Source organism: Rhodococcus sp. Q (genome assembly GCF_005503035.1).
Taxonomy (GTDB): Bacteria; Actinomycetota; Actinomycetes; order Mycobacteriales; family Mycobacteriaceae; genus Rhodococcus_G.
The window spans coordinates 22,449-44,719 of the sequence record NZ_SCOY01000005.1 but is presented as its reverse complement, the minus strand read 5'-3'; the positions used below and the strand labels follow the sequence as shown (position 1 = coordinate 44,719).

Annotated in this window: 23 protein-coding genes and 1 riboswitch; of the genes, 7 read left to right on the top strand and 16 right to left on the bottom strand. The window is 69.7% G+C overall.

Annotated elements, in window-relative coordinates:
* Positions 1 to 20: 20 nt before the first annotated feature.
* Entirely contained in the window at positions 21 to 386 is a 366-nt protein-coding gene (locus FFS72_RS07220) for an Rv2175c family DNA-binding protein (RefSeq protein WP_137873305.1), read from the bottom strand.
* A 124-nt stretch (positions 387 to 510) separates the two neighbouring features.
* Between FFS72_RS07220 and pknB the strand changes: the two genes are divergently transcribed.
* The 3 genes from pknB (at position 511) to FFS72_RS07205 (ending at position 3,421) form a co-directional block, all read left to right on the top strand.
* The gene (gene pknB / locus FFS72_RS07215; protein ID WP_137873304.1) at positions 511 to 2,538 is read left to right on the top strand and encodes a Stk1 family PASTA domain-containing Ser/Thr kinase; all 2,028 of its coding nucleotides are present in this window, start codon (positions 511 to 513) and stop codon (positions 2,536 to 2,538) included.
* A 65-nt stretch (positions 2,539 to 2,603) separates the two neighbouring features.
* Positions 2,604 to 2,993 (top strand): hypothetical protein, encoded by a 390-nt coding sequence (locus FFS72_RS07210; RefSeq protein ID WP_137873303.1) that lies wholly within the window; start codon positions 2,604 to 2,606, stop codon positions 2,991 to 2,993.
* Between the two features lie 14 nt (positions 2,994 to 3,007).
* Positions 3,008 to 3,421, top strand: coding sequence for a hypothetical protein (locus FFS72_RS07205; RefSeq protein WP_137873302.1), 414 nt, complete (start codon positions 3,008 to 3,010; stop codon positions 3,419 to 3,421).
* Between the two features lie 10 nt (positions 3,422 to 3,431).
* On the opposite strand, the gene FFS72_RS07200 is transcribed toward FFS72_RS07205, so the two are convergent.
* From FFS72_RS07200 to FFS72_RS07190, 3 genes are all read right to left on the bottom strand, one after another.
* Complete coding sequence (locus FFS72_RS07200; RefSeq protein ID WP_137873301.1) at positions 3,432 to 4,187, bottom strand: VOC family protein; 756 nt, start codon at positions 4,185 to 4,187, stop codon at positions 3,432 to 3,434.
* Between the two features lie 136 nt (positions 4,188 to 4,323).
* On the bottom strand, positions 4,324 to 5,709 hold the full coding sequence (locus tag FFS72_RS07195) for a class II 3-deoxy-7-phosphoheptulonate synthase (RefSeq protein ID WP_137873300.1): 1,386 nt from the start codon (positions 5,707 to 5,709) through the stop codon (positions 4,324 to 4,326).
* Between the two features lie 82 nt (positions 5,710 to 5,791).
* Complete coding sequence (locus FFS72_RS07190; protein ID WP_137873299.1) at positions 5,792 to 6,283, bottom strand: polyadenylate-specific 3'-exoribonuclease AS; 492 nt, start codon at positions 6,281 to 6,283, stop codon at positions 5,792 to 5,794.
* Positions 6,284 to 6,347: 64 nt separating this feature from the next.
* Between FFS72_RS07190 and FFS72_RS07185 the strand changes: the two genes are divergently transcribed.
* Positions 6,348 to 7,691 carry a glycosyltransferase 87 family protein gene (locus FFS72_RS07185; RefSeq protein ID WP_249353173.1) on the top strand — a complete coding sequence of 448 codons (1,344 nt, stop codon included), beginning with the start codon at positions 6,348 to 6,350 and terminating at the stop codon, positions 7,689 to 7,691.
* A gap of 15 nt (positions 7,692 to 7,706) precedes the next feature.
* On the opposite strand, the gene FFS72_RS07180 is transcribed toward FFS72_RS07185, so the two are convergent.
* The 6 genes from FFS72_RS07180 to FFS72_RS07155 all read right to left on the bottom strand — a co-directional run bounded on the left by FFS72_RS07180 (position 7,707) and on the right by FFS72_RS07155 (position 12,052).
* Positions 7,707 to 8,429, bottom strand: coding sequence for a lysophospholipid acyltransferase family protein (locus tag FFS72_RS07180; RefSeq protein WP_137873298.1), 723 nt, complete (start codon positions 8,427 to 8,429; stop codon positions 7,707 to 7,709).
* A 96-nt stretch (positions 8,430 to 8,525) separates the two neighbouring features.
* On the bottom strand, positions 8,526 to 9,488 hold the full coding sequence (locus FFS72_RS07175; protein ID WP_137873297.1) for an ROK family protein: 963 nt from the start codon (positions 9,486 to 9,488) through the stop codon (positions 8,526 to 8,528).
* A complete protein-coding gene (locus FFS72_RS07170; RefSeq protein WP_137873296.1) occupies positions 9,485 to 9,910 on the bottom strand; it encodes a hypothetical protein in 426 nt (141 codons plus the stop codon). Before FFS72_RS07170 ends, FFS72_RS07175 begins: the two co-directional genes overlap by 4 nt.
* Positions 9,898 to 11,148, bottom strand: coding sequence for an ArsA family ATPase (locus FFS72_RS07165; RefSeq protein ID WP_171018590.1), 1,251 nt, complete (start codon positions 11,146 to 11,148; stop codon positions 9,898 to 9,900). Before FFS72_RS07165 ends, FFS72_RS07170 begins: the two co-directional genes overlap by 13 nt.
* 29 nt (positions 11,149 to 11,177) lie before the next feature.
* Positions 11,178 to 11,615: an SRPBCC family protein gene (locus FFS72_RS07160; RefSeq protein WP_050065004.1), complete on the bottom strand. Its 438-nt coding sequence runs from the start codon at positions 11,613 to 11,615 to the stop codon at positions 11,178 to 11,180.
* 44 nt (positions 11,616 to 11,659) lie between these two features.
* On the bottom strand, positions 11,660 to 12,052 hold the full coding sequence (locus tag FFS72_RS07155; protein WP_137873294.1) for a polyketide cyclase / dehydrase and lipid transport: 393 nt from the start codon (positions 12,050 to 12,052) through the stop codon (positions 11,660 to 11,662).
* Positions 12,053 to 12,167: 115 nt separating this feature from the next.
* On the opposite strand from FFS72_RS07155, the gene FFS72_RS07150 reads away from it, so the two are divergent.
* The gene (locus FFS72_RS07150; protein WP_137873293.1) at positions 12,168 to 13,976 is read left to right on the top strand and encodes an AMP-dependent synthetase/ligase; all 1,809 of its coding nucleotides are present in this window, start codon (positions 12,168 to 12,170) and stop codon (positions 13,974 to 13,976) included.
* Between the two features lie 63 nt (positions 13,977 to 14,039).
* Here FFS72_RS07150 and FFS72_RS07145 read toward each other — a convergent pair whose 3' ends face one another.
* The 5 genes from FFS72_RS07145 to FFS72_RS07125 all read right to left on the bottom strand — a co-directional run bounded on the left by FFS72_RS07145 (position 14,040) and on the right by FFS72_RS07125 (position 18,980).
* Positions 14,040 to 15,164 (bottom strand): glycosyltransferase family 4 protein, encoded by a 1,125-nt coding sequence (locus FFS72_RS07145; protein ID WP_137873292.1) that lies wholly within the window; start codon positions 15,162 to 15,164, stop codon positions 14,040 to 14,042.
* Between the two features lie 48 nt (positions 15,165 to 15,212).
* A complete protein-coding gene (locus FFS72_RS07140) occupies positions 15,213 to 16,523 on the bottom strand; it encodes a hypothetical protein (RefSeq protein ID WP_137873498.1) in 1,311 nt (436 codons plus the stop codon).
* A gap of 41 nt (positions 16,524 to 16,564) precedes the next feature.
* A complete protein-coding gene (locus FFS72_RS07135) occupies positions 16,565 to 17,608 on the bottom strand; it encodes a C40 family peptidase (protein WP_137873291.1) in 1,044 nt (347 codons plus the stop codon).
* A gap of 259 nt (positions 17,609 to 17,867) precedes the next feature.
* Positions 17,868 to 18,434 (bottom strand): NlpC/P60 family protein, encoded by a 567-nt coding sequence (locus FFS72_RS07130; RefSeq protein WP_137873290.1) that lies wholly within the window; start codon positions 18,432 to 18,434, stop codon positions 17,868 to 17,870.
* A 12-nt stretch (positions 18,435 to 18,446) separates the two neighbouring features.
* A riboswitch (cyclic di-AMP (ydaO/yuaA leader) is annotated at positions 18,447 to 18,609 on the bottom strand.
* A gap of 128 nt (positions 18,610 to 18,737) precedes the next feature.
* Complete coding sequence (locus tag FFS72_RS07125) at positions 18,738 to 18,980, bottom strand: hypothetical protein (RefSeq protein ID WP_502704085.1); 243 nt, start codon at positions 18,978 to 18,980, stop codon at positions 18,738 to 18,740.
* A gap of 167 nt (positions 18,981 to 19,147) precedes the next feature.
* Between FFS72_RS07125 and FFS72_RS07120 the strand changes: the two genes are divergently transcribed.
* Together FFS72_RS07120 and FFS72_RS07115 are read left to right on the top strand one after the other, a co-directional pair.
* Positions 19,148 to 20,875, top strand: a complete 1,728-nt coding sequence (locus FFS72_RS07120) for a DEDD exonuclease domain-containing protein (RefSeq protein ID WP_137873288.1) — start codon at positions 19,148 to 19,150, stop codon at positions 20,873 to 20,875.
* Between the two features lie 7 nt (positions 20,876 to 20,882).
* Entirely contained in the window at positions 20,883 to 21,158 is a 276-nt protein-coding gene (locus tag FFS72_RS07115) for an Lrp/AsnC family transcriptional regulator (RefSeq protein ID WP_050064997.1), read from the top strand.
* Positions 21,159 to 21,192: 34 nt separating this feature from the next.
* On the opposite strand, the gene trpD is transcribed toward FFS72_RS07115, so the two are convergent.
* The gene (gene trpD / locus FFS72_RS07110; protein ID WP_137873287.1) at positions 21,193 to 22,227 is read right to left on the bottom strand and encodes an anthranilate phosphoribosyltransferase; all 1,035 of its coding nucleotides are present in this window, start codon (positions 22,225 to 22,227) and stop codon (positions 21,193 to 21,195) included.
* Positions 22,228 to 22,271 lie beyond the last annotated feature (44 nt).

Genomic DNA, 22,271 nt, shown 5'->3' with positions numbered 1-22,271 from the left:
TGGACAGGCGTCGAACAGGGTCAGAAGGCCATTGCCTGTGCGCGCCGGACCACTTCGCGCGCCGAGTCGGTGTGCAGGGCGGCGACCGGAGTCCCCGGCAACGTGTCGTCCTCGGTGAACAGCCAGCGAAGGATTTCGACGTCGGTGTACCCGCCGTCGCGCAGGACGCTCAGCAGGCCGGGAAGCATCCGGACGACGCCCTCGTCGGAGAAGAAGTCCTCGGGCACGGAGATGATGCCGTCACGCCGGATCGCGATCAGCTCGCCGTCGCGCAGCATCTGATGGACTCGTGTGACCACGAGACCGAGGACCTTGGCCACGTCGGGCAACTGCAGGAGCGAGACGCTGGGATCGAGGACGTCGTCGGTGTACGGAATGGCACTCACACCCGCTACGGTATCGGGTTCGGCCGACGGGTGACCGCGCTGGCTACGATCGATCGCACAGGACCGCCTGCGGGCGGCGTCGACCTGCCTGCGGGCAGCATCACGAGAAGCGAGGTAACTCCGGGTGGGGGCAGGCGATCAGCGGCTCATCGGCGAGCTGCTCGAGCGACGCTATCGGGTGGACGCCCCGATCGCGCGCGGCGGCATGTCCACGGTCTACCGCGGCATGGACCTGAGGTTGGACAGGCCGGTCGCGATCAAGGTCATGGACCCGCAGTTCGCGCAGGACCCGCAGTTCCTGTCCCGATTCGAGTTCGAGGCCCGAGCCGTGGCCCGACTGAGCCATCCCGGCCTCGTTGCCGTCCACGACCAGGGCGTCGACGGCGAACACGTCTTCCTCGTGATGGAGCTGGTCGCGGGCGGAACGCTGCGGGAACTGCTCCGTGAACGCGGACCGATGCCACCGCATGCGTCGACGGCGGTGGTCCGCCCGGTGCTCGATGCCCTCGCCGTCGCGCACCGCGCCGGACTGGTGCACCGCGACGTCAAGCCGGAGAACATCCTGATCTCGGACGCGGGTGAGGTGAAGATCGCCGATTTCGGCCTGGTTCGCGCGGTCGCGGCGTCCAACGTCACCTCGTCGAGCGTCATCCTCGGCACCGCCGCGTACCTGTCGCCCGAGCAGGTCACCTCCGGCTACGCCGATCCCCGCAGCGACGTCTACGCCACGGGCCTCATGCTGTTCGAAACGCTCACCGGTCGAACGCCGTTCACCGGCGACACGTCCTTGTCGATCGCCTACCAGCGGATCAACACCGACGTCCCGGCACCGAGTTCGATGATCCCCGGCGTGCCCCCCGAGTTCGACCAGATCGTTCTCCAGGCCACTGCCCGCAACCCCGAGGACCGGTTCGCACACGCGGGCGAGATGAGTGCCGCGCTGCAGGGCGCGGCCCGACAGCTCAACCTGCCCGACTACCGAGTACCCGCCCCCCGACGCTCCGCCCAGCACCTGAGTGCGGCGATGCAGGTCGCGGCGGCCACCACGGCCACCGAGGTGCCGGGGGCCGCGGCACCGACGGTCTCCACCGCCGCGCCGACCACCGTCGTCGCGCATCCCGCGGTCGAGCACGTCACGCCGCAGCCGACGAAGGCCGTCACCCAGCTGACACACCGCGAGGACTGGCCCCTCGATCCGATGGATCCGGCCGCACCGGACGACCATCCGGAACCGCGCGGGTACGAATTCCCCGATTTCGCTGCCGACCGGCTCCGGTCCCGGCGGTCGATGGTGATCTGGTTGACCGTGATCGTCCTCCTGGCAGCTCTCGTCGGGCTGGGGGGCTGGTGGCTCGGCTCCGGTCGCTACACGTCGGTGCCGTCCGTGGAAGGGATGAACCGGGCTGGGGCAACGGCCACGATCGAGGCCGCGGGACTGACGACGGAGATCCGCGGCGAGTACTCGGACACCGTGGCCGTCGACACGCTCCTCGGCACCGACCCCGACACGGGTGCCCGGGTGCCGCGCGACGGATCGGTGGCGCTGCTCGTATCGCTCGGCAAACCCACCGTCCCCAGCCTGTCCGTCGGGGCCGACATCGCCGCCGTCGAGGACGCCCTCCGGTCCCGGACGTTCGTCCCCGTCGACGGCGGTGAGGCGTTCAGCACCAACGCCCCGGTCGGGTCCGTCGCCGCCCTCGACCCCGGCCCCGGCACCGAACTCCCCGTCGGATCCGAGGTGAAGGTCCTGCGCAGCAAGGGGTCACCGCCGGTCGAGGTGCCGGATCTGCAGGGCAAGACCGTCGATCAGGCCCGCGCCGAACTCGATGCGCTGGGAATCGCCGTGTCCGACACCCGCGAGGTCTTTGACGAGGATGTCGACGCGGGCGACGTGGTCGGCTCCGATCCGGCACCGGGCACCACCGTCGGCGCCGGATCGAGTGTGACGTTGACGGTGTCGACCGCGGTGAAGATGCCGTCGATGCTGGGACGCACCGTCAAATCGGCCCGGGACGAGCTCGAACGCCTCGGCCTCGACGTGGAGATCCGGCGCGTCTCGAAGTCCGACAAGTCGCTCGTGGTCGCGCAGAATCCCGGTGTCGGTGAGCGAATCGAGCCGGGCGGCACCGTGACGCTGACAGCCCTGCCCTGACGAACACCTGGTAACGCGCGCCTCATCTCCCACGACACACAGGACACACGTCCCGAGGAGGCCCGATGCCCCGTCGCTCGATGTGGCTCGCCGGCCTACTGGCCTCGGCCGCGCTCGCTGTTCCCGCTACCGCCCACGCGGCGGACGCCTGGCCGGACCAGAAGGACTACTTCAGTTCCCTGTACGAGACCAGTGGGTTCCTCACTCCCACCGACCTCGACTACTGGAACCCACTGGTCGACCAGAGCCGACTCACGTCGCCCTACGGCACGAGCACCCGCATCGTGTGCAGCTCCTGGCGCGGCGTGCTGCTGGAGTGCTGGCAGGCGGACAGGGACGGCAATCCGCACAAGCTGCGGGCACTGCCGATGAACTTCCCGGCCCTGTTCCCCGACGGGCGACCCGGCGGAGGCGCCAAGCACTTCGTGTACCCGCTCTGGACCACAGGAAGTTGACCGAAGGAGTACCGATGCCCGCAGTCCACTCTCGTCGGTTCGCCCGGGCGGCTGTCGTACCGATGGCCACGGTCGCCGTTCTCGCCGCACCGACCGCCGCCCACGCCGCGGACGCCTGGCCGACGGTGCCGGACTACCCGACTCCGCTCGTCCCGTTCGAGAAGTCGGACTTCCTGACGCCGGACAACCCCGCGTACTGGAATCCGTTCGTCAACCAGGATCGGCTGACGTCGCCGTACGGCAACAGCACCCGCATCGTGTGCACCGCCTTCCACGGCGTGCTGCTGGAGTGCTGGCAGGCCGACCGCTACGGCAACCCGCACAAGCTGGTGCAGTTGCCCGCGAACCTGCCGAACGTCACCGGGTCGTCACTGCCGGGCGGCGGACCGGGCCACTTCGTCTACCCGGCGTGGTCTGCGCCGATCTAGCGGGTTCCGATCAGGACTGCGGGGTGTAGATCGCGAATGCCCCGCCCTGCGGGTCGGTGAGCACCGCGAACCGGCCGGTGCCGGGGATGTCGGTGCCGGGGACGTGCACCATGCCACCGAGCTCGGTGGCCTTCGCCGCCGACGCGTCCACGTCGTCCACACCGAAGTAGAGCGCCCAATGCGGCGGGATGCCCTCCGGAAAATCCGGTCCCATCGCCATCATGCCGCCGAAATCGGCGCCCTCCAGCCCGAACTGGGTGTAGCCGTCGCCGGCGTTGACGGACCAGCCGAACACCTCGGCGTAGAACGCCTGCGCGGCGGCGGTGTCGCGGGTACGCAGCTCGATCCAACACAGTGCGCCGGTCTCGTCGCGCCGCGCGGCACCTGCGAATCCGCGGGCCTGCCACACGGAGAACACCGCGCCCGCCGGGTCCGCGAGGACCGCGAACCGACCGAGGTCGAACACGTCCATCGGAGGGGCGATCACAGTTCCTCCGGCCGCAGTCGCCTTCGCCGCGGTGGCGTCGGCGTCCGCGACCGCGATCGACACGGTCCAGGCGACCGGCTGTCCCTCCTGGTACAGCGGGCTGGTTGCGGCCACCGGGTCGCCGTCGAGGAGCATTCTCGTGTAGCCGCCCGCGTCCGCGCTGGGCTCGCCCGGGGTCCAGCCCAACAGTTCCGAGTAGAACGCGCCCGCGGCGGCCAGGTCGGTGGTGCCCAGTTCGGACCAGCAGGGTGCGCCGAGCTGCGGTTCGGTGATCTTCATGATGCGTGCCTCACTCTCGGTGTGGGATTCATCGATCACCGCGACCATAACGCCGGGCGCCGACACCGTCGGCCCGAGACGCACCTCGGCCCGCCCCGGAGAAACCGGGACGGGCCGAGGGTCAACTGAAAATCGTTCAGCCACGCAGCATTTCGGCGACCAGGAACGCGAGCTCGAGGGACTGCTGGGTGTTCAGGCGAGGGTCGCACGCCGTCTCGTAGCGTCCCGACAGGTCGACGTCGGAGATGTCCTGAGCACCGCCGAGGCACTCGGTGACGTCCTCGCCCGTGAGCTCCACGTGGATGCCGCCCGGGTGCGTGCCCAGAGCGTTGTGCACCTCGAAGAAGCCCTGCACCTCGTCGACGACGCGGTCGAAGTGGCGGGTCTTGTACCCGGTTGACGACTCGTGCGTGTTGCCGTGCATGGGGTCGCACTGCCAGATCACCTGGTGTCCGGTGGCCTGGACCTTCTCGATGATCCCGGGCAGCAGGTCGCGCACCTTGCCGTTGCCCATCCGGGAGATCAGCGTCAGGCGGCCCGGCTTACCCGTCGGATCGAGGCGCTCCACGTACTCGACGGCCATCTCCGGCGTGGTGGACGGGCCGATCTTCAGGCCGATCGGGTTGGCCATCAGCTCCGCGAACGCGATGTGCGCGCCGTCGAGCTGGCGGGTACGGTCGCCGATCCACAGGAAGTGCGCCGACAGGTCGTACAGCTTGGGATGGTCCCCGGTGTTGTCGAGACGCAGCATCGCGCGCTCGTAGTCGAGGACGAGGGCCTCGTGGCTGGCGAAGATCTTCGCGGCCTTCAGGTTCGGGTCGACGACGCCACACGCGTCCATGAACCGCAGGCCGCGGTCGATCTCGGCGGCGAGTGCCTCGTACCGTGCGCCTGCGGGCGACGACGACACGAACTCACGGTTCCAGTCGTGCACGCGGTGCAGGTCGGCCTCGCCTGCCGCGGTGATCGCGCGGACCAGGTTCATCGCGGCACTCGCGTTCGCGTACGCGCGAACCAGACGCGACGGGTCGTGCGCGCGGACCGCGGCGTCGGCGACGATCGAGTTGACCATGTCGCCGCGGTACGACTGCAGACCGAGCGCGTCGGTGTCGGACGAGCGCGGCTTCGCGTACTGACCGGCGATCCGAGCGACCTTCACGACCGGGAGCGAGGCGCCGTACGTGAGCACGACGGCCATCTGCAGCAGGGTGCGGATGTTCCCCTTGATGTGCGGTTCGGTGTTGTCTGCGAACGTCTCCGCGCAGTCACCGCCCTGCAGCAGGAACGCCTCGCCGCGAGCCACGCTCGCCAGCTGGTTCTGCAGGTCTTCGACCTCGCTGGCCACCGTGATCGGCGGGACGCTTTCGAGAACGGTGCGCATCGCGGCAGCCTGGTCGGCGGGCCACGACGGCTGCTGCGCGGCGGGCTTGCTCAGCGCCTCGTCCAGCTTCGTTCGCAGCGCCGCGGGCAGCGGCGGCAGTTCGGGCAAGCGGTCGATCGGCACGTCGACAGTCCAGTTCACCGATCCAGGATATTCGGTCGCGGTGACGACCGACACGGGTGGGTGCGATTGTCGCCCTCCCGTGACCGGGCGGGCCGGTCGGTCAGCGCAGCATCTGGGCCCGACGGATGGCCTCGAACTTCACCAGGTTGTGGCGGGCGTCGGCGAGCGCGTCGTGCGCGTCGGTCGGCGCGGGCGGCAACGCAGGCCTGCCGCCGTCCTCCCAGTACTGCTTGAGTTCCCTCGTGAACCGCGGCATCGACTGCGGCAACGCCGTCATGTCACCCCACAACTGGCACAGGGCGACGTGGTCGTACGCGGCCACCCACGCCCACAGTTCGGGCACGATGCCGGGCCGCGGGATCAGGAACTTCAGCAGGTCGTCGCGAATCTTCTCGCGGCTGCGCCACGCCGGGGACGACCGCGGCGGCAGCTTCGGGAGCACATTGCTGCGAACCCACTTTCCAGCGCGGGACGCGTCGAACTCGGTGGACACCGCATAGAACTCTCGGCCGTCCTCGGCGGCCACGCCGATGGATACCAGGTCGATTGTGCGACCATCCTCGATGAACTCGCAGTCGTAGAAGTAGCGCACGACGGGCACCTTATGCGCCCGGCACACTGGTGACGCGACCGCCCCCGAACCGAAGGATGACTTGGTGCCGACTCCCCGCGACCCCGCGACAGCCGCTGCGCAGGTCGACGCCGACCAGTCCGCATCACCTCGACGCAGTTGGCTGCCGCCCGCGGCGACCCCGGCAGGGGCGATGCTGCGGATCGCGGCGACGGTCGCCGCACTGATCGGAATCGCATACAACCTCGTCGGGTTCCCACCGCTACGTGAGTTCGCCGCCCACTACCGCATCGACCTCGACGTCTACCGACTCGGCGGAACCGCCCTCGTGGACGGCCTCGCACTGTACGGCGCGATGCCGCCGACCGAGATCGGCAGCGCACTGCCCTTCACCTATCCCCCGCTCGCCGCGATCGTGTTCAGTCCGCTGTCGCTGATCAGCCTGGAACAGGCGAGCGTCGTACTGACCGCGATCTCGCTGGCGGCACTGTTCGGCACCGTCGCCCTGACGCTCCGCTCACTCGGGATCGTCGACCGCGCGACGGCGACATGGACGGCGGTGTCCGTGTTCGCGGGCGCGTTGCTCCTCGAGCCCGTGTACTCGACGCTCGACTACGGGCAGGTCAACATCGTGCTGATGGCGCTGGTGGCGGCGGACTGCCTGCTTCCCAGGACGCCGTGGCCGCGCGGACTGCTCGTCGGGCTGGTGGCCGCGATCAAGCTGACCCCCGCGGTGTTCGTGCTGTACTTCTTGCTGCGCAAGGACTTCCGCGCCACGATCACCACGGGCATCGGCTTCCTCGGCGGAACCGCACTCGGATTCCTCGTGACGTTCGACGACGCGAAGCAGTACTGGACGGACACGCTCCTCGACTCCGGCCGCATCGGCCGGCCTGCGTATCCGGCGAACCAGTCGATCAACGGCATGCTGGCCCGCCTCGGGCTCGACGGTTCGGTTCGATCCGTCGTGTGGCTGGCGCTCTGCGCGCTCGCCCTCGTTCTCACGGTGATCGCGGTCCGGCGCGTGCTCGCGTCCGGTCACCTCGTGCTCGCGGTGTCGTCGGTGGCGGTCCTCGGACTGCTGGCGTCGCCGGTGTCTTGGTCTCACCACTGGGTGTGGGTGGTCCCGCTGCTGATGGCGTTCGGTCACCTCGCGATCGGCCGGGCGGAGCAGGAACCGAAGCGGCGGGCGCTGTGGGCCGGGTGGACGCTCGCAGGCATCGCGCTGATGGTCGTCGCCCCGCACTGGCGGCTCACACCCGGCCGGTCCAGCGGCCTCGACTGGCCGATCCTCGACCAGGTGCTGGCGTCGTCGTACGTCTGGTGGGGCGTCGCGACGCTCGTGTTGCTCGCGGTGGTCCGACTGCCCGCTCGGACGTCGATGCCTGCCGCGGAGCGGCCCGTCGCCGATCCCGTCACCACACCCTGATCAGCCACACACCGATCACTTCTCCGCGACGGCGCGCTTCGGTGTGGTCGGCGCCTGCGCCTTCGGGTCGGACGTCTTCAGCGACGCCGCGTAGACGTCGACGTACTCCTGTCCGGAGAGTTGCATCAGCTTGTACATCACCTCGTCGGTGACGGCTCGCTCGACGAAGCGGTTGCCCGCCATCCCGTTGAAACGCGAGAAGTCGATCGGCTCACCGATCCGGACCACGATCTTCGCCGGTCGCGGAAAGCGGGATCCGATGGGATTGAGTTTCGCGGTGCCGATCATCGCGACCGGGATCACGGGCACACCCGACCAGAGGGCCATCCGGGCCATGCCGGTCTTGCCCTTGTAGAGCCGTCCGTCCGGGGAGCGTGTGCCCTCCGGGTAGATGCCGAGCAGATTGCCGTCACCGAGTACCCGCAGTCCCGCGGCCAGCGCGTCGGCCGCGGCGTCGGCGCCGGTGCGGTCGATGGGTACCTGCCCGACCGCGGTGAAGAACCACTTCTGGAATCGACCCTTGAGCCCGGGGCCGGTGAAGTACTCGCTCTTCGCGAGGAAGGTGATGCGCCGCGGCGCCCGCAGCGGCAGGTAGAACGAGTCCATCACCGCCTGGTGATTGCTCGCGAGGATCGCCGGTCCGTGCGCCGGAAGGTGTTCCGCCCCTTCGATTCGGGGCCTGCCGAGGGCGAACAGAACGGGGCCGAGAAGAACATATTTGAAGAGCCAGTACCACATGCTCGCCTCCCGACCCGGACGACACATCCGGTGTCGCGAACTGTACCGACGCCCCGTGTGCGCGACCACACGACGACACGCCAGTGGTGTCGACGGTCACATCCGCGTGCGGGCCAGATCCGCGGCCCCGACCATCGCCGCGGCCTCACCGAGTTGGGTCGGGCGGATCCGGGCGAGTGGACGATGTCCCGCCCCCGTGAGCGCTCGGGCGTAGTGCTCCCGCGCATCGTCGAGGAACAGGCCCGCCGAACTCGCGACGCCACCGGCGATCACGATCAACTCCGGATCGAAGACGTCCGCGACCATCGCCAGCCCGAGTCCGAGCCACCGTGCGAAGTCCGCCATCGTCCGTGTCGCGACCACGTCTCCGTCCCTGGCCGCCCCGGCGATCCGGCGCCCCGTGAGCGATCCCGGATCGCGAGCGACCTCCGCGGCGAGCACCGTCGAGCCGGACGGGTCGGCGGCGAGCAGTTCGATCGCCGTCTCCACCAACGCGGTTCCGCTGCAATAGCGTTCCCAGCAGCCGCGTTTCCCGCACGAGCAGGGCCTGCCGTCCGGCACCACCTGGAGGTGCCCGAGTTCCGGCGCCACTCCGAAGCTGCCGCGGTACAACTCGCCGTCCACCAGCAACGCGGCACCGATACCGGTGCCGATCGCGACCGTGACGACGTTGCCGCCGCCGGTCGCGGCACCGAAGCGGCGCTCGGCCCACGCCGCTGCGTTCGCGTCGTGCTCGAGCACGACCGGGAGCCCGAGGCGGCCACCGAGTTCTCGGGCCACCTCCACCTCCACCCACGGCAGGTGCGGGGCGAACCTCACGACCCTGCGGTCCTGCGAGACGAAGCCGGCGACCGCGAGCCCGACCGCGTCGACCGCGTTGCGGCCGATCAGTTCGCGGAGCGTGCGGTCGAGGGCGTCCTCCAGTGCGCTCGCCGACCTCGGCGTCGGAGCCTGCGCCGTGTCGAGGACGTCGCCGCCGGAGTCGACCACGGCCGCGCGGATGCTGGTGCCTCCGACGTCGACGCCGATCGTCAGGCCGGTTCCGCGCGCTGTCGTCATGCTTCGGGATTGTCCTCGATCCGGACCTGGATCGGGACGAAGGCGCGACTCCGCGTCGCCTGCGGGTCACCATCCGAACCCCCGCCGTCGGGACCGTCGCCGCCGTCGTACTCGGCCAGCAGCGCCCGGACCAGCGCAAGCAGTGCCGCGATCTGCGTGCTCACCAGTGTCACCAGATCGTGCGGTTCGCCCCTGACGAGGGCGACGAGCGCGCACACCGGGCACCACGAGCAACCAGAGGTTCCCCCCGCGGCATCGCCGGCGGTCTCGGTGCCCGGATCCTGCTGCGGGCCGTCGTGTGTCGACTCCGAGGCGGCCTGCGCCGCACGTTCGAGGATCGGCTCGAGGCGGTCGAGCGCGGCCAGCGCGATCGCCCGGAGTTCGGCCATCAGCGCGGCGTGGTCGGCGGTCACTGCGGCCATACCTCCGGATTCGGCCGGAACCGCACCACGAGATCCTGCCCTTCGACGCCCGCGCCGATCGCGTCGCACCGTTTCAGCACCGACGCCAGTGGCCACCGCCGCCGCACTCCGGCGGCGCCGACGAGCAGGTCGTCGCCGACGCGTCCGAGCGTCACGGTCGCGGGGTCGACGAGGGGCAGCGGAATCCGCAACGCGTACACCGAGTCCACCCCCACTTCCGATTCGAGTTCCACCGTCGACACCAGGCGCGTCGAACCGTCCGCGGGTGCGGGATCGACTCCGTCCGGAAAGGCGTCGTCGGCGACGACCCCGAGAGCGCCCAACCCTACCGGCTCGCCGCCGTCGTCGTGGACCACCCGAATCGGCGGGTCCGACAGAGCCGCACGCAGTTCCGCCACGACGGCGGACTGTTCGCTGCTGCGGCGGGCGTACCACCGGCCCGACTGCGATCCGGAGTCGTCGACCTCGTCCGGATCCGCACTCGAATCAGTCTGCGGGAGTACACCGTTGACAACGACGTCGTCGACGTGAACACCCAGGAGCGCCAGCACGGTGATCGTCCGCCGTACCTCCGCGGCGGCGACCCTCCTCGGCTCCGTCACCAACCGGACGCCGCACCGCTGCGGGTCCGTCAGCAGCGCACGGATCGGCGCCGTCGACTCGACGAGACGGTCGACGAGCAACGCCGTCACGAGCTGCCACTGCGCGGCACCCTGCCCCAGGGTGACGCGCGCGTGCCGCGGCCAGATCCGCTCGACGCCGTCCGCTACCAGATCGGCGACCGTCAGCAGTCGCACGCTGTCCGCGGTCGCGGGACAGTCCACGACGACCAGGTCCCAGTCGCCGCCGTCGGCGAGCCTCGTCACCTCCGCGAGCCCGAGCAGTTCCTCGGCCAGCGGCAGCCCCGTCAATTCCTCCGGTTCGGGAAGCGAGAGCGGCGAGGTGTGGTCGTGGTCGCCGCCCGCCGGCACGAGGGCCGCGAGCGTCGTGAGCCTGCGCTCGAGCAGAGCGCGGGTGTCGAGTTCGAGCATCGCGATCGCGCCTGCGGTCAACCCCGGGACGTCGTGGATCGCGTCCGCGCCGCCGGGCCTCGCGTCGACACCGAACACCGTCGCGAGCGAATGCGACGGGTCGAGCGAGACGACGAGTACCCGGGCACCCGAACGCGCAGCGGCCACCGCGGTGACGGCCGCGACGGTCGACTTGCCGACGCCTCCCTTGCCGACGACGAACTGCACCCTCGGATGCGCGTCGGCCTCCCGCGGGCTCAGCCCTCCACCCTCTTCTTGAGCTCGTTGAGCGCGGTGTCCGTGATCGCCTTCTCCGCCTTGCGTTTGAACAGCCCGATCATCGGAATCGTGAGGTCCACCGTCAGTTCGTAGGTGACCAGGGTCGACCCGTCGGGCTGCGGCGCGAGCAGGTACGACCCGGACTGCGCCTTCTGGATCTCGCCGGAAACCAGTTCCCACGACACCGCGCGACCGTCTTCGGCCCACCGGAACTCGAGAACGTAGGTGTCCTTGACCATCCCGGCGTCCAGCACGAATCGCACCCGGTGGGCACGACCCGACGGCCCGACGTCGAGGACCTCGACCGACTTCGCGGCCGCGACCCATTCCGGGTAGCTGTCGTAGTCCGCGATCACGTCCATCACGCGGCCCGGCGGTGCCGCGATCGTGATCGACCTCTTGGTCTTCTCCGACATCCGAGAACGTTCCCTTTCCTCGCGCCGTCACCCACGCCGCGGCGTCAGCTGGACTGCGGCGACTCTCCGGCGGGGCGGCCTGCCTCGAGCTCCCGCTTCGCCTCGAACGTGACGACCTTGCCCGCGAGCCTGCGAGCGTGGTTCATTCCGGCGAGGTCGAGGGACGCAACGTCTCCGGCCGCCACACCTGCCGGTTCGGCGTGCAGGAAGTAGTGGACGATCGTGCCGTCCAGCTCGGGCTCGAGCCAGACCTCCATCGTCCCGGTGAGCGCACCGCCGACGGTCCAGCGAATCCCCTTCTCGGCGCGGTCCTCCCGCACGTCGAGGCGGAGGTCCGGCCACCAACGGCCCCATTTGCGCTGCGCCGACAGACACTCGGCGACGCGCTCGGGCGCCGCCGCGATGAACGTCTGGTCTGCGACCTGAATGCTGCTCACCCGGACAGCTTCACACATCACCCGCGATCGACGTGGCGCAGGTCGCATCCTCGAGGGTTTACAGTGAGAAGAGCACAACCTACTCGTCAGTATTCTTTCAGGTCGGAGGCCTCACGTGCGTGAGTTCAGTGTCCCCCTCAACTTCACCGTTCCCGACGACGGATCCGCTGTCGACGCGGTGTACGCCCACGCCGAGAAGAACCCGACGCTTGCTCTCTTCAAGCGGCGGACGGGCGGCACGTGGGTGGACGTGACCGCCCGCGAGATCGCCGAGACGGTCACCGCCGTCGCCAAGGGCCTGATCGCGTCCGGCGTCGGGCCGGGCGACCGCGTCGCCCTCATGTCCGGCACCCGCTACGAGTGGCCGATCCTCGACTTCGCGATCTGGTCGGCAGGCGGCGTGACCGTCCCGGTCTACGAGACCTCCTCCGCCGAGCAGGTCCGCTGGATCCTCCAGGACTCCGCCGCGGTGGCCCTGATCGTCGAGAACGCCACCCACACGAACACCGTCGCCGGCGTCGTCGGCGACTTCCCCGGCCTGACGACGGTCCTGCAGATCGAACCCGGTGACGACGAGCCCGGTGCGATCGCGACCCTCGTCGAGCGCGGCGCCGACATCGCCGACGACGAGGTGCGCGCCCGCACGGCAGCGCTGAAGGCGTCCGACCCCGCCACCCTGATCTACACCTCCGGCACCACCGGACGCCCCAAGGGTTGCATGCTCACGCACTCGAACCTCATCGCGGAGTCGAACGCCATCGCCACGTCCGGCTTCGGGGTGCTGCTGCAGCCCGGGCGACGCAATCTGATGTTCCTGCCGCTCGCGCACGTCCTCGCTCGGGCCGTGAGCCTCGCCGCGTTCAACGCGGGCACCACCGTCGGCCACACGTCGGACACGAAGAACATCGTCGCGATCTTCGGCGAGTTCAAGCCCGACTTCATCCTGTCGGTGCCGCGCGTGTTCGAGAAGGTCTACAACACCGCCCGGCAGAAAGCGCACAGCGAAGGCAAGGGCAAGATCTTCGACGCGGCCGCCGAGGTCGCGGTCGAGTGGAGCCAGGCCCAGGACACCGGCGGCGCGGGCTTCTTCCTGAATCTCAAGCACACCGTCTTCGACAAGCTGGTCTACGGCAAGCTCAAGGCGGCCCTCGGTGGCCAGTGCCAGCTCGCCATCTCCGGCGGTGCGCCGCTCGGCGCGCGACTCGGTCACTTCTTCCGCGGCCTGGGCGTCACCATCTACGAGGGCTACGGCCTCACCGAGACCACTGCCGCGATCACCGTCAACTCCCCCGGCAACCAGAAGGTCGGTACCGTCGGAAAGCCGTTGGCAGGCAACTCCGTTCGCATCGCCGAGGACGGCGAGATCCTGCTCAAGGGCCCGGTCGTGTTCACCGAGTACTGGAAGAACGAGGCCGCCACGAAGGACGCCATCGAGGACGGCTGGTTCCACACCGGCGACCTCGGTTCGCTCGACACCGAGGGCTACCTGAGCATCACCGGTCGCAAGAAGGAGATCATCGTCACCGCGGGCGGCAAGAACGTCGCCCCCGCGGGCCTCGAGGATCACCTGCGGGCGCACCCGCTGATCAGCCAGGCCCTCGTCGTCGGCGACCAGAAGCCGTTCATCGGCGCACTGATCACCATCGATCCGGAGGCATGGCCGGGCTGGCTCGAGCGCAACGAGAAGGCCTCCGATGCGACCATCGAGAGCCTGATCGCCGACGTCGACCTGATCGCGGAGATCGACGAGGCCATCGCCGAGGCGAACAAGCTCGTCTCGGCCGCCGAGTCGATCAAGAAGTACCGCATCCTGCCGCTCGACTTCACCGAGGAGACCGGCGAACTGACGCCGACCCTCAAGCTCAAGCGCAACATCATCCTGCAGAACCACGGCGCCGCGATCGAGGCGATCTACAGCCGGTAGTGGGTCCGCCGCCCGTGAGTCCTTTCGCCCCGTGCGGGCGAAAGGACTCACGGCGCGAAGCGCCTACAGCAGCGACGCGAGCTTCGCGGCGAGCACGTCCCAGCGCCACTGCTCCGCGACCCAGGCCCGCCCCGCGACACCCATCGCGGCCGCGCGGTCACGATCCTCGAGCACCGAGATCACCGACTCCGCCACCGCCGACACCGAGCGGCCGTTCACGACATGGCCGGTCTCGCCCTCGCGCACCGTTTCCGGGGCGCCACCCGAGGCTCCCGCGATGACCGGAACACCCGACGCCGAGGCCTCCAGGTACACGATCCCGAGGCCCTCGACGTCCAGCCCTGCACCGCGCGTGCGGCACGGCATCGCGAACACGTCCGCAATCGTGTGGTGTGCGGCCAGTTCCGCGGACGGGACACCACCGGTGAACACCACGTGGTCCTCGACTCCGACCGAACGCGTCAATCGGCGCAGCGACTCCTCGTAGGGCCCTCCGCCGACGATCACCAGCACTGCACCGTCGATGGCACGACGAATCTGCGGCAGCGCACGAATCAGGACGTCCTGCCCCTTGCGCGGCACGAGCCGCGACAGGCACAGGATCGTCGGCCGCTCTCCCAGCCCGTACCGGGCCCGCAGCTCCGCTCGGGCCGCGGGGTCGGGGCGGAACGTCTCACTGTCCACGCCGGGCGGAACGTGCTCGAGCCCGGCCCGCGGACCGAACGCGGCCGAGAACCGTCGCCGCGTGTACTTGCTGACGTAGGTGACGGCGTCGGTGGTGTCCCCGATCCGGCGCAGCGACTGCCGTGCCGCGGGCAGCATCGACCATCCGACCTCGTGACCGTGGGTACTCGCCACGATGCGGTCCGCGCCCGCGCGACGCAGGTGCGGCCCGAGCAACGCGAGCGGCGCCGCGGCGCCGAACCAGACCGTCTCGCAATCGTGCCTGCGCACCAGCTTTGCCGCCTTCCGCGCGACGAGCGGAGTGGGCAGCATGAGGGTCGTGGAATGGCGGACCACCTCGAACGGTTGCTCGGCGTCGAACCGGATGTGGCTGTCACCGCGCCAGCGGGGGGCGTACACGATGAGCTCGTGCGCGGGCAGCGCGGACGTCAGGGACTGCAGATAGGACTGGATGCCGCCCGGTCGCGGTGGAAAGTCGTTCGTCACCAGCAGAGTTCGGCGCATGCGATCACGGTAGGCGGTGGTCGACGCGGTGCGGGAAGAGGGGTCGGGTCACCGGACGTTGTCGGACAGCCACGACCCCCACTGTCCGATCAGTTCCTGCGCCGGCACCCCGATCGACGACCGGATCCGTTCCTCGACGGTCGCCTGATCCGCAGGCCCGGTCGACAGCTCCCCGTACATCGACCGCAGGCTTTCCTCGCCGAATCGGTCGGCGACGAATTCGGCTACGGTCCAAGCGGATTCGTAGGCCGCGAGCGACCGCTCGCCGCCTGCCCCGAAATCGTCGTCGGAGGGAAGGCGAACCGGCGGTCCGTGTGCCACGACCGCGGCGGACACCGTCGGTGCGACGTCGACGACGTCGGAACCGGAACCGCGGTGACCGACGTAGTCGGCGAACCCTTCGAGAACCCACATCGGGGACCCGTCGACGGTGGTCGACCTGGCCGCGACGTGCGTCAACTCGTGCCGGAGCACCGCCCGCCTGCTCGCCTCCGTGAGACGCTCTCCCGCGGTGGGGCTGAACACGATTCGCTGACCGGTTACGGTGTCCGACCCCGGCGTCACCGCATCGGACACCGCGACGGCGGCGATGTCCGAGCCACTGTGCTGATGGCCCACCTGTTCGGTGAACTCCTCCTGGCCCGCAGTGACGAGTACCAGTGCTCGGCGTGGCCACTGCGGCCCCCACACCTCGGTGACCGCGGGAACGGCGGTGACGAGTTCGGCAGCGATGGCGTCGACGCGGTCCTGCTGCCACGGGTGGCCGAGCACCACGGACACGCCGCCATCGGTCGGCACGGACCGTGCCACGACGGGCCCGAAGTCCCAGGGGCCACGCCAGGTGCTCCGGTCGTACTGAGGCAGTGCGCCGTCCGAGACGAGCTTCCACTCCTCGCCGCGCCGCGCCACGACGAGCGAGACGGGCTTGCGGGTCGAGGCCGTGTCGGCGCCCGCGATCCCGTACCTGAGGAGGACGTGCGGCGCCCACACGTCGGTGGCCTGTAGGCGCTCGGCGATGTCTCCGGGGACCGGAGTCTCTGGGCCGGAGCCGATTTCGTAGCCCCAGTCCGCCAACGGCACCCCTGCCAGGTTGCGCGACCGACGCACCTCCGCGGCCAGGAACTCGGGCGCGGCGCCCGCGTCGAACAGTGCCGCCAACGCGGCATCATCACCCGATCGGACGGCTTTGGCCCACCGGTTCAGCAGGTCCTGCACGCCCTCGCGGCGAGCCTGCTCGAACGGATTGGACTCCGCGGACACCGTGGAAGCACCGTCCGGCTGCTGGCTCAGCACGATCCCCGCTGCGCCCGCGACGGCGACGAGGAGCCCTGCGAGCGCAACCGCCTCCCAGCGCCGAATCCCGCGCCGCGTCTCCCGCGGCGAACTCCCCCGCTCGATGGTCAGTACCGGCGGGCGCCGTAGAACGGATACGCATCGACCGGTGCGACCTTGACGGGCACTCCGTAGGTCGACGCGTGCACGATGTTGCCGTCGCCGACGTACATCCCGACGTGGGACGCGTCGTCGTAGTACAGGACGAGGTCCCCGGGCTGGAGATCCTGCCTGCGCACCGGGATTCCGGCCGCCGCCTGCGCCTGGCTCGATCGCGGCAACCCCTTGCCGATCTGCCGGTACGCCCACACCATCAGGCCCGAGCAGTCGTAGCCGTCGGGCCCGGTGGCGCCCCACACGTACGGCTTGCCGACCTGGGAGAGCGCCGCCTCAACGGCACTCACGTTGGACCCGGGAACCAGACCCTTCAGGACGATCGACGGGTCGAAGCCGGGAGGAAAGACCGAACCGGCGAGCTGAGCCTTCTCCGCGCTGCTCAGCTCCGCGAACGCCGCCGTCACGTCGGCGATCTGTTCCTTCAGGTCGCTCTGGGTGCGCTGCAGGTCGTCGCTGATCACCCGTGCGTGCTCGGTGGCGGTCCTGGCATCGTCGGCGGACCTGCGCGAGGACTCCTCGGCGGCGGTGGCGGCGTCACTCGCATCCTTGAACTCGCGCACCTGGGCGGCGGTGTCCGCGGAGAGCACGCTGAGCGTGGACATCTGGTCGAGCAACTGCTGCGGCGAATCGGACACCATCACCGCGAACAGCCGGTTGACGCGTCCGCCCTGGTAGTTCGCGGCGGTGAGCCGGTCGACGGCCGGCTGGAACCGGGCCATCTCCGCGCGCGCGGCGTCGGCGCGTTCGAGATCCTGCTGGTGACGTGCCTCCGAGTCGCGCTGGACGGCCAGTTTCGAGTCGAGATCGATCTGGGCGTTGTGCATGGCCTCGGCCGTCTGTTCGGACGTGCGCGAGAGCTCGGAGAGTCGTTCGAGGGCCGCGGTCGGATTGTCCAGTGCGGGATCTGCTGCGGCAGGCCCGGCCGTCCCGGCGATCAGGGCGAACGCGAGCACGCCGGTCGCAAGTGTGGTGGACCTACTTCTCAGTGACGCCACGAACCGGGTACTCCTCTTCTCCCGCGCTGAAAGGTCTCGGCAAGGTTACGGAACGGCATACGACGGTGTCCACTCTGACAGACGGGATCTCCAACGCCGACGGGCCCGGCGATCCGAGTCGGATCGCCGGGCCCGTCGTGAGCTCGCCGAGAGCGCCCGCGACACTTCCCCTGTCGCGGTGCGCGGCGTGTCACAGCCGCGGTGCGCAGCCTGTCACAGTCGCGGTGCGCAGCCTGTCACAGCCGTGGTGCGCCATGCCTCAGTAGCGGCGTGCGCCGTCCATCGGCATGGAGGAGATCGGGGCGCGCTTGACCGGGGTGCCGGACGTCGCGGCGTGGATGACCTCACCGTTGCCTGCGTAGATGCCCGAGTGCGAGCCACCGTAGAAGGAGACGACGTCGCCCGGCTGGAGGGCGTTGGTCGACACCGGGGTGCCTGCCGCGGCCTGGTCGTAGCTGGTGCGGGGCAGGTTCAGGCCCGCCTGCTTGAAGGCCCACTGGACGAGGCCGGAGCAGTCGAAGGAGTCCGGGCCCGATGCGCCGTAGACGTAGGGCGCGCCGATCTTGCTGGCGGCTGCGTCGACGGCCTTCTGACCGGCGGTGATGATGGGGGCCACGGCCGCGGGAGCGCCGGGGACCTGGCCCTGCAGCTGCGGGAGGCCGGGGATCTCGATCGTCTGGGCGGGGACACCCGGGATGTCGAAGGTGCCGACGCCGGGAACGGTGACGGGCTCAGCCAGTGCCGGGGCCGCGGATGCCGCGATCGCGCCGAGGGCGAGGGTGCTGGCGACGGCGACGCGCCGGGCCTTGGTACTCAGTGTTGCCACGAAAGGAGGTGCCTTTCTTCCATTCCTCCGCCGACCGAGTTAGCTGACGGGTTCGGGCTGGGAAGATCAGCCCTACCCGGCGTCACGCGTGTGCGCTCCGTCGGGATTCACCCCAGAAAACGGTGGGTTCCCGGTTCGAGTCCCTCACGGGAGTTCGATTAGGCGGTACCTCGCGACGCCGCTCCGGTCTGGGGCGGCGAGACTCCGCTAGGTCTCGAGAAGATTACGAAAGCACCCGGGCGGTGTCGACTCATCGGACGTCGCAAACCCGACATTTCGCCCTAATTGCGCGCAAACCACCGGCTACGCGACACCCGCATCACGAACAGATAACGACCAGGCGGTCTGTGTCCCGCCGGCCGCCTCGACGAGCCGAAGCGGAGGAACGAGGTCCGCATCGGCCAGCACCGCCAGCGCGACCCGTTCGTCCTGCTCAAGACTCATCCGCGCGACAGCACCCGACCGAGGGGTCTGCGTGGACTCGTCGAACTCCGGATAACCGAGCAGAACCGTGACGACGCAGTCGCCGCACGCGACACCGCGCACCGCACATCCGCTGCAATCAACAATCACTGTGACCCTCGTCTCTTTCGGCGTTTCCGGGCGATTTTCGAGCCCGACAGGGGCAAAGTAACGCCCCCTGCCGACAGGAATGCCCAGGACGAATCCCGCTCCGGCGGGCGGTGTCGGTGCCGCCCCCTAATCTCGGCACCGTGAGTTCCCGCGACGCAACAGCACGCCAGTTGACGTTCGACGAACTGGACACCCCGCTCCGGGACACCACCTTCGTCGTCGTGGACCTCGAAACCACCGGAAGCAACTCGGGCGACGACGCGATCACCGAGATCGGCGCGGTCAAGATCCGCGGCGGAGAGGTCATCGGCGAGATGTCGACCTTCGTCGACCCCGGCCGGACCCTCCCACCCTTCATCGTTCAACTGACCGGCATCACGTCCGCGATGCTCGTCGACGCACCTCGTATCGAGCAGGTGCTCCCCAGCTTCCTCGAGTTCGCCCGCGGCGCCGTCCTGGTCGCACACAACGCCCCGTTCGACATCGGCTTCCTCCGAGCCGCAACCACCCGCTGCGACGTCGCCTGGCCACCGTTCCAGGTGCTGTGCACCGTGCGCCTGGCCAGGCGCGTCCTTTCCCGCGACGAAGCCCCGTCGGTGAAACTGTCCGCGCTTGCCGACCTGTTCCAGGTGTCGACCCGACCGACCCACCGGGCGCTCGACGACGCCCGCGCCACCGTCGACGTGCTCCACGCCCTGATCGAACGGGTCGGCAACCTCGGCGTGCACAGCTATCCGGAACTGGTCGACTACCTACCCAACGTGTCGGCCGCCCAGCGCGGCAAACGGGGCCTCGCGGCGCACCTGCCCCGGACACCGGGTGTCTATCTGTTCCGCGGACCGTCGGACGAGGTCCTCTATGTCGGGACCGCCGTCAATCTGCAGCGACGGGTGCGCGGCTACTTCACCGGGTCCGAGACCCGCGCCAGAATGAAGGAGATGGTCGCGCTCGCCACCCGAGTCGACCACGTCGAGTGCGCGCACGGACTCGAGGCAGGCGTACGCGAACTGCGACTTCTCGCCGCCCACGCGCCCCCCTACAACCGCCGTTCCAAGTTCCCGAAGCGCGCCTGGTGGATCACCCTCACCGATGAAGCGTTCCCGCGCCTGTCGATCACCCGGCGCGCGGGCCGCGACGCACTCGGCCCGTTCACCAACCGCACCGACGCCACCGACATCGCGGCCACGATCACCGAAGCCTGTCGACTCCGGCAGTGCACCAGGAAGATTCGCCCGGACGGCCTCCACGGGCCGGACTGCCCCGACGACGCCGTGGGCGGCTGTCCGGCCGGGAGCACGCCACAGTCGGCCGCACAGTACTCCGTCACCGTCGACCTGACGCGGGACCTGATCCGCGGCGAGACCGACCGTCCCCTGCTCGCACTGCGTGCCCGTATCGAAGACCTGGCCGCCTCCGAACTGTTCGAGAACGCCGCCCGACTTCGGGACCGGACGGCCGCACTCGGCATCGCGCTGCGGCGCTGTCAACGCCTCGCGGCGGTCGCGGCGATCGACGAACTCGTCGCCGCCCGTCCCCGCGACGAAGGCGGGTGGGAGTTCGCGGTCATCAGATCGGGACGACTGGCGTCGGCGGGTGTCGCGGCACGTGGGGTCGCACCGATGCCGGTCGTTGACGCACTCACCCTCTCGGCGGAAACGGTTCTCCCGGACCCGTCGCCACTGCGCGGGGCCATGGCCGACGAGGTTCGCCTGGTCGCGAACTGGCTCGACGCGCCGGGGGTGCGGATTGTGCGCACCACCGACGGCTATCGCGAACCTGCGCGCGGCGCGGGTTCGTGGCAGGAGTGGTGTGCGCTCGCCCGGGGTGCGGGCGAATACGCTGAACGAGCACCGCACCCCCGTCACTAGGAGCGAGATGATCAACGCCATCGTCCTCATTCACGCCGAGGCGAACCGGATCCCCGAGACCGCCCAGGCCGTCGCCGACATCGCAGGTGTCTCCGAGGTGTACTCGTGCGCGGGCGACGTCGATCTGATCGCCATCGTCAAGGTGCGCGGCCACGAGGAGATCGCCGACGTCGTCACGGGCGCCATCAACAAGGTCGACGGAGTGTTGCGGACGACCACCCACATCGCGTTCCGCTCCTACGCGAGCGCCGACGTCGAGGCCGCCTTCTCCATCGGAGAGTGACGGTCGGGCGAACGCCGGCCCCGGTCGGCGTTCGCTAGCCGGCGATGCGCGTGCTGACGTCCACCCAGCGCTGGAGCAGCTCGGCCGCCGCCCCGTTGTCGACGACCTCGACGGCACGCGCGATCCCCGATCGCAGCGCGTCGTCCAGGTTGCCGCCGAGTCCGCTGTAGGCGGCGATCGCCGCGCCTGCATTGAGCACCACGGCATCGTGGACCGGCCCCCGTTCGCCGGCCAGGACCGACCGGGCGATCGTCGCGTTGGCCTCGGCGTCCCCGCCGCGCAGGGCGTCGAGCGGTACACGCTCGATTCCCAGCGCCGTCGGGTCGATCCGCGCCTCACGCACGGTCCCGCCGTCCACCACGAAGGCCGTGCTGGTCGTGGAGGTGGTGATCTCGTCGAGTCCGTCGTCGCCGCGGACCACCAACGCCGACACGCCCCGGCGCGCCAGGACCCCGGCGACCACCGGCTGCAGGTCGGCGAACGCGCACCCGATCAGGCCTGCGCGGGGCCGGGCCGGGTTCGTCAGCGGCCCGAGGACGTTGAACACGGTGGGGATGCCGATCTCCTTGCGCGGACCGGAGGTGAACCGGAACGCGGGATGGAAGGTCGGTGCGAAGCAGAAGCCGATGCCGACCTCGCGGACGCACTGTGCGACACCGGCGGGGTCGAGGTTGATGCGGACTCCGAGCGCTTCGAGGACGTCGGCGCCACCGCTCTTCGAGGACGCCGCCCGGTTTCCGTGCTTGACGACGCGGACACCCGCTGCCGCCACCACGACCGACGCCATCGTGGAGATGTTGACGGTGTGCTGACGGTCCCCGCCCGTTCCGACGATGTCGACGGCATCGTCGTCCACGTCGAGGGTCCGGGCGTTCTCGAGCATCGCGTCGGCGATCCCCGCCACCTCGGACGGCGTCGGGCCCTTCATCTTGAGCGCGACGCCGAACGCCGCGATCTGGGCCGAGGTGGCGTTGTCGGACATGATCTCGCTCATCGCCCAGGAAGCGGTCGTCGCGTCGAGATCCTGTCCGTCCGTCAGAGCGCCAAGCACCTCGGGCCACGTCGCCATTCCAACCGCCTCTTGTCGTCGCTGCAATCCGCAAGGCAGCTTAG

What these genes read in the sequence shown, in the direction of transcription:
- FFS72_RS07200 (WP_137873301.1), bottom strand. Translation starts at nt 4,187, where the DNA reads ATGAAGATCACCGAACCGCAGCTCGGCGCACCCTGCTGGTCCGAACTG.
- trpD (WP_137873287.1), bottom strand. Translation starts at nt 22,227, where the DNA reads ATGGCGACGTGGCCCGAGGTGCTTGGCGCTCTGACGGACGGACAGGAT.
- FFS72_RS07175 (WP_137873297.1), bottom strand. Translation starts at nt 9,488, where the DNA reads ATGACGACAGCGCGCGGAACCGGCCTGACGATCGGCGTCGACGTCGGA.
- FFS72_RS07210 (WP_137873303.1), top strand. Translation starts at nt 2,604, where the DNA reads ATGCCCCGTCGCTCGATGTGGCTCGCCGGCCTACTGGCCTCGGCCGCG.
- FFS72_RS07180 (WP_137873298.1), bottom strand. Translation starts at nt 8,429, where the DNA reads ATGTGGTACTGGCTCTTCAAATATGTTCTTCTCGGCCCCGTTCTGTTC.
- FFS72_RS07170 (WP_137873296.1), bottom strand. Translation starts at nt 9,910, where the DNA reads ATGGCCGCAGTGACCGCCGACCACGCCGCGCTGATGGCCGAACTCCGG.
- FFS72_RS07160 (WP_050065004.1), bottom strand. Translation starts at nt 11,615, where the DNA reads ATGTCGGAGAAGACCAAGAGGTCGATCACGATCGCGGCACCGCCGGGC.
- FFS72_RS07115 (WP_050064997.1), top strand. Translation starts at nt 20,883, where the DNA reads ATGATCAACGCCATCGTCCTCATTCACGCCGAGGCGAACCGGATCCCC.
- FFS72_RS07205 (WP_137873302.1), top strand. Translation starts at nt 3,008, where the DNA reads ATGCCCGCAGTCCACTCTCGTCGGTTCGCCCGGGCGGCTGTCGTACCG.
- FFS72_RS07145 (WP_137873292.1), bottom strand. Translation starts at nt 15,164, where the DNA reads ATGCGCCGAACTCTGCTGGTGACGAACGACTTTCCACCGCGACCGGGC.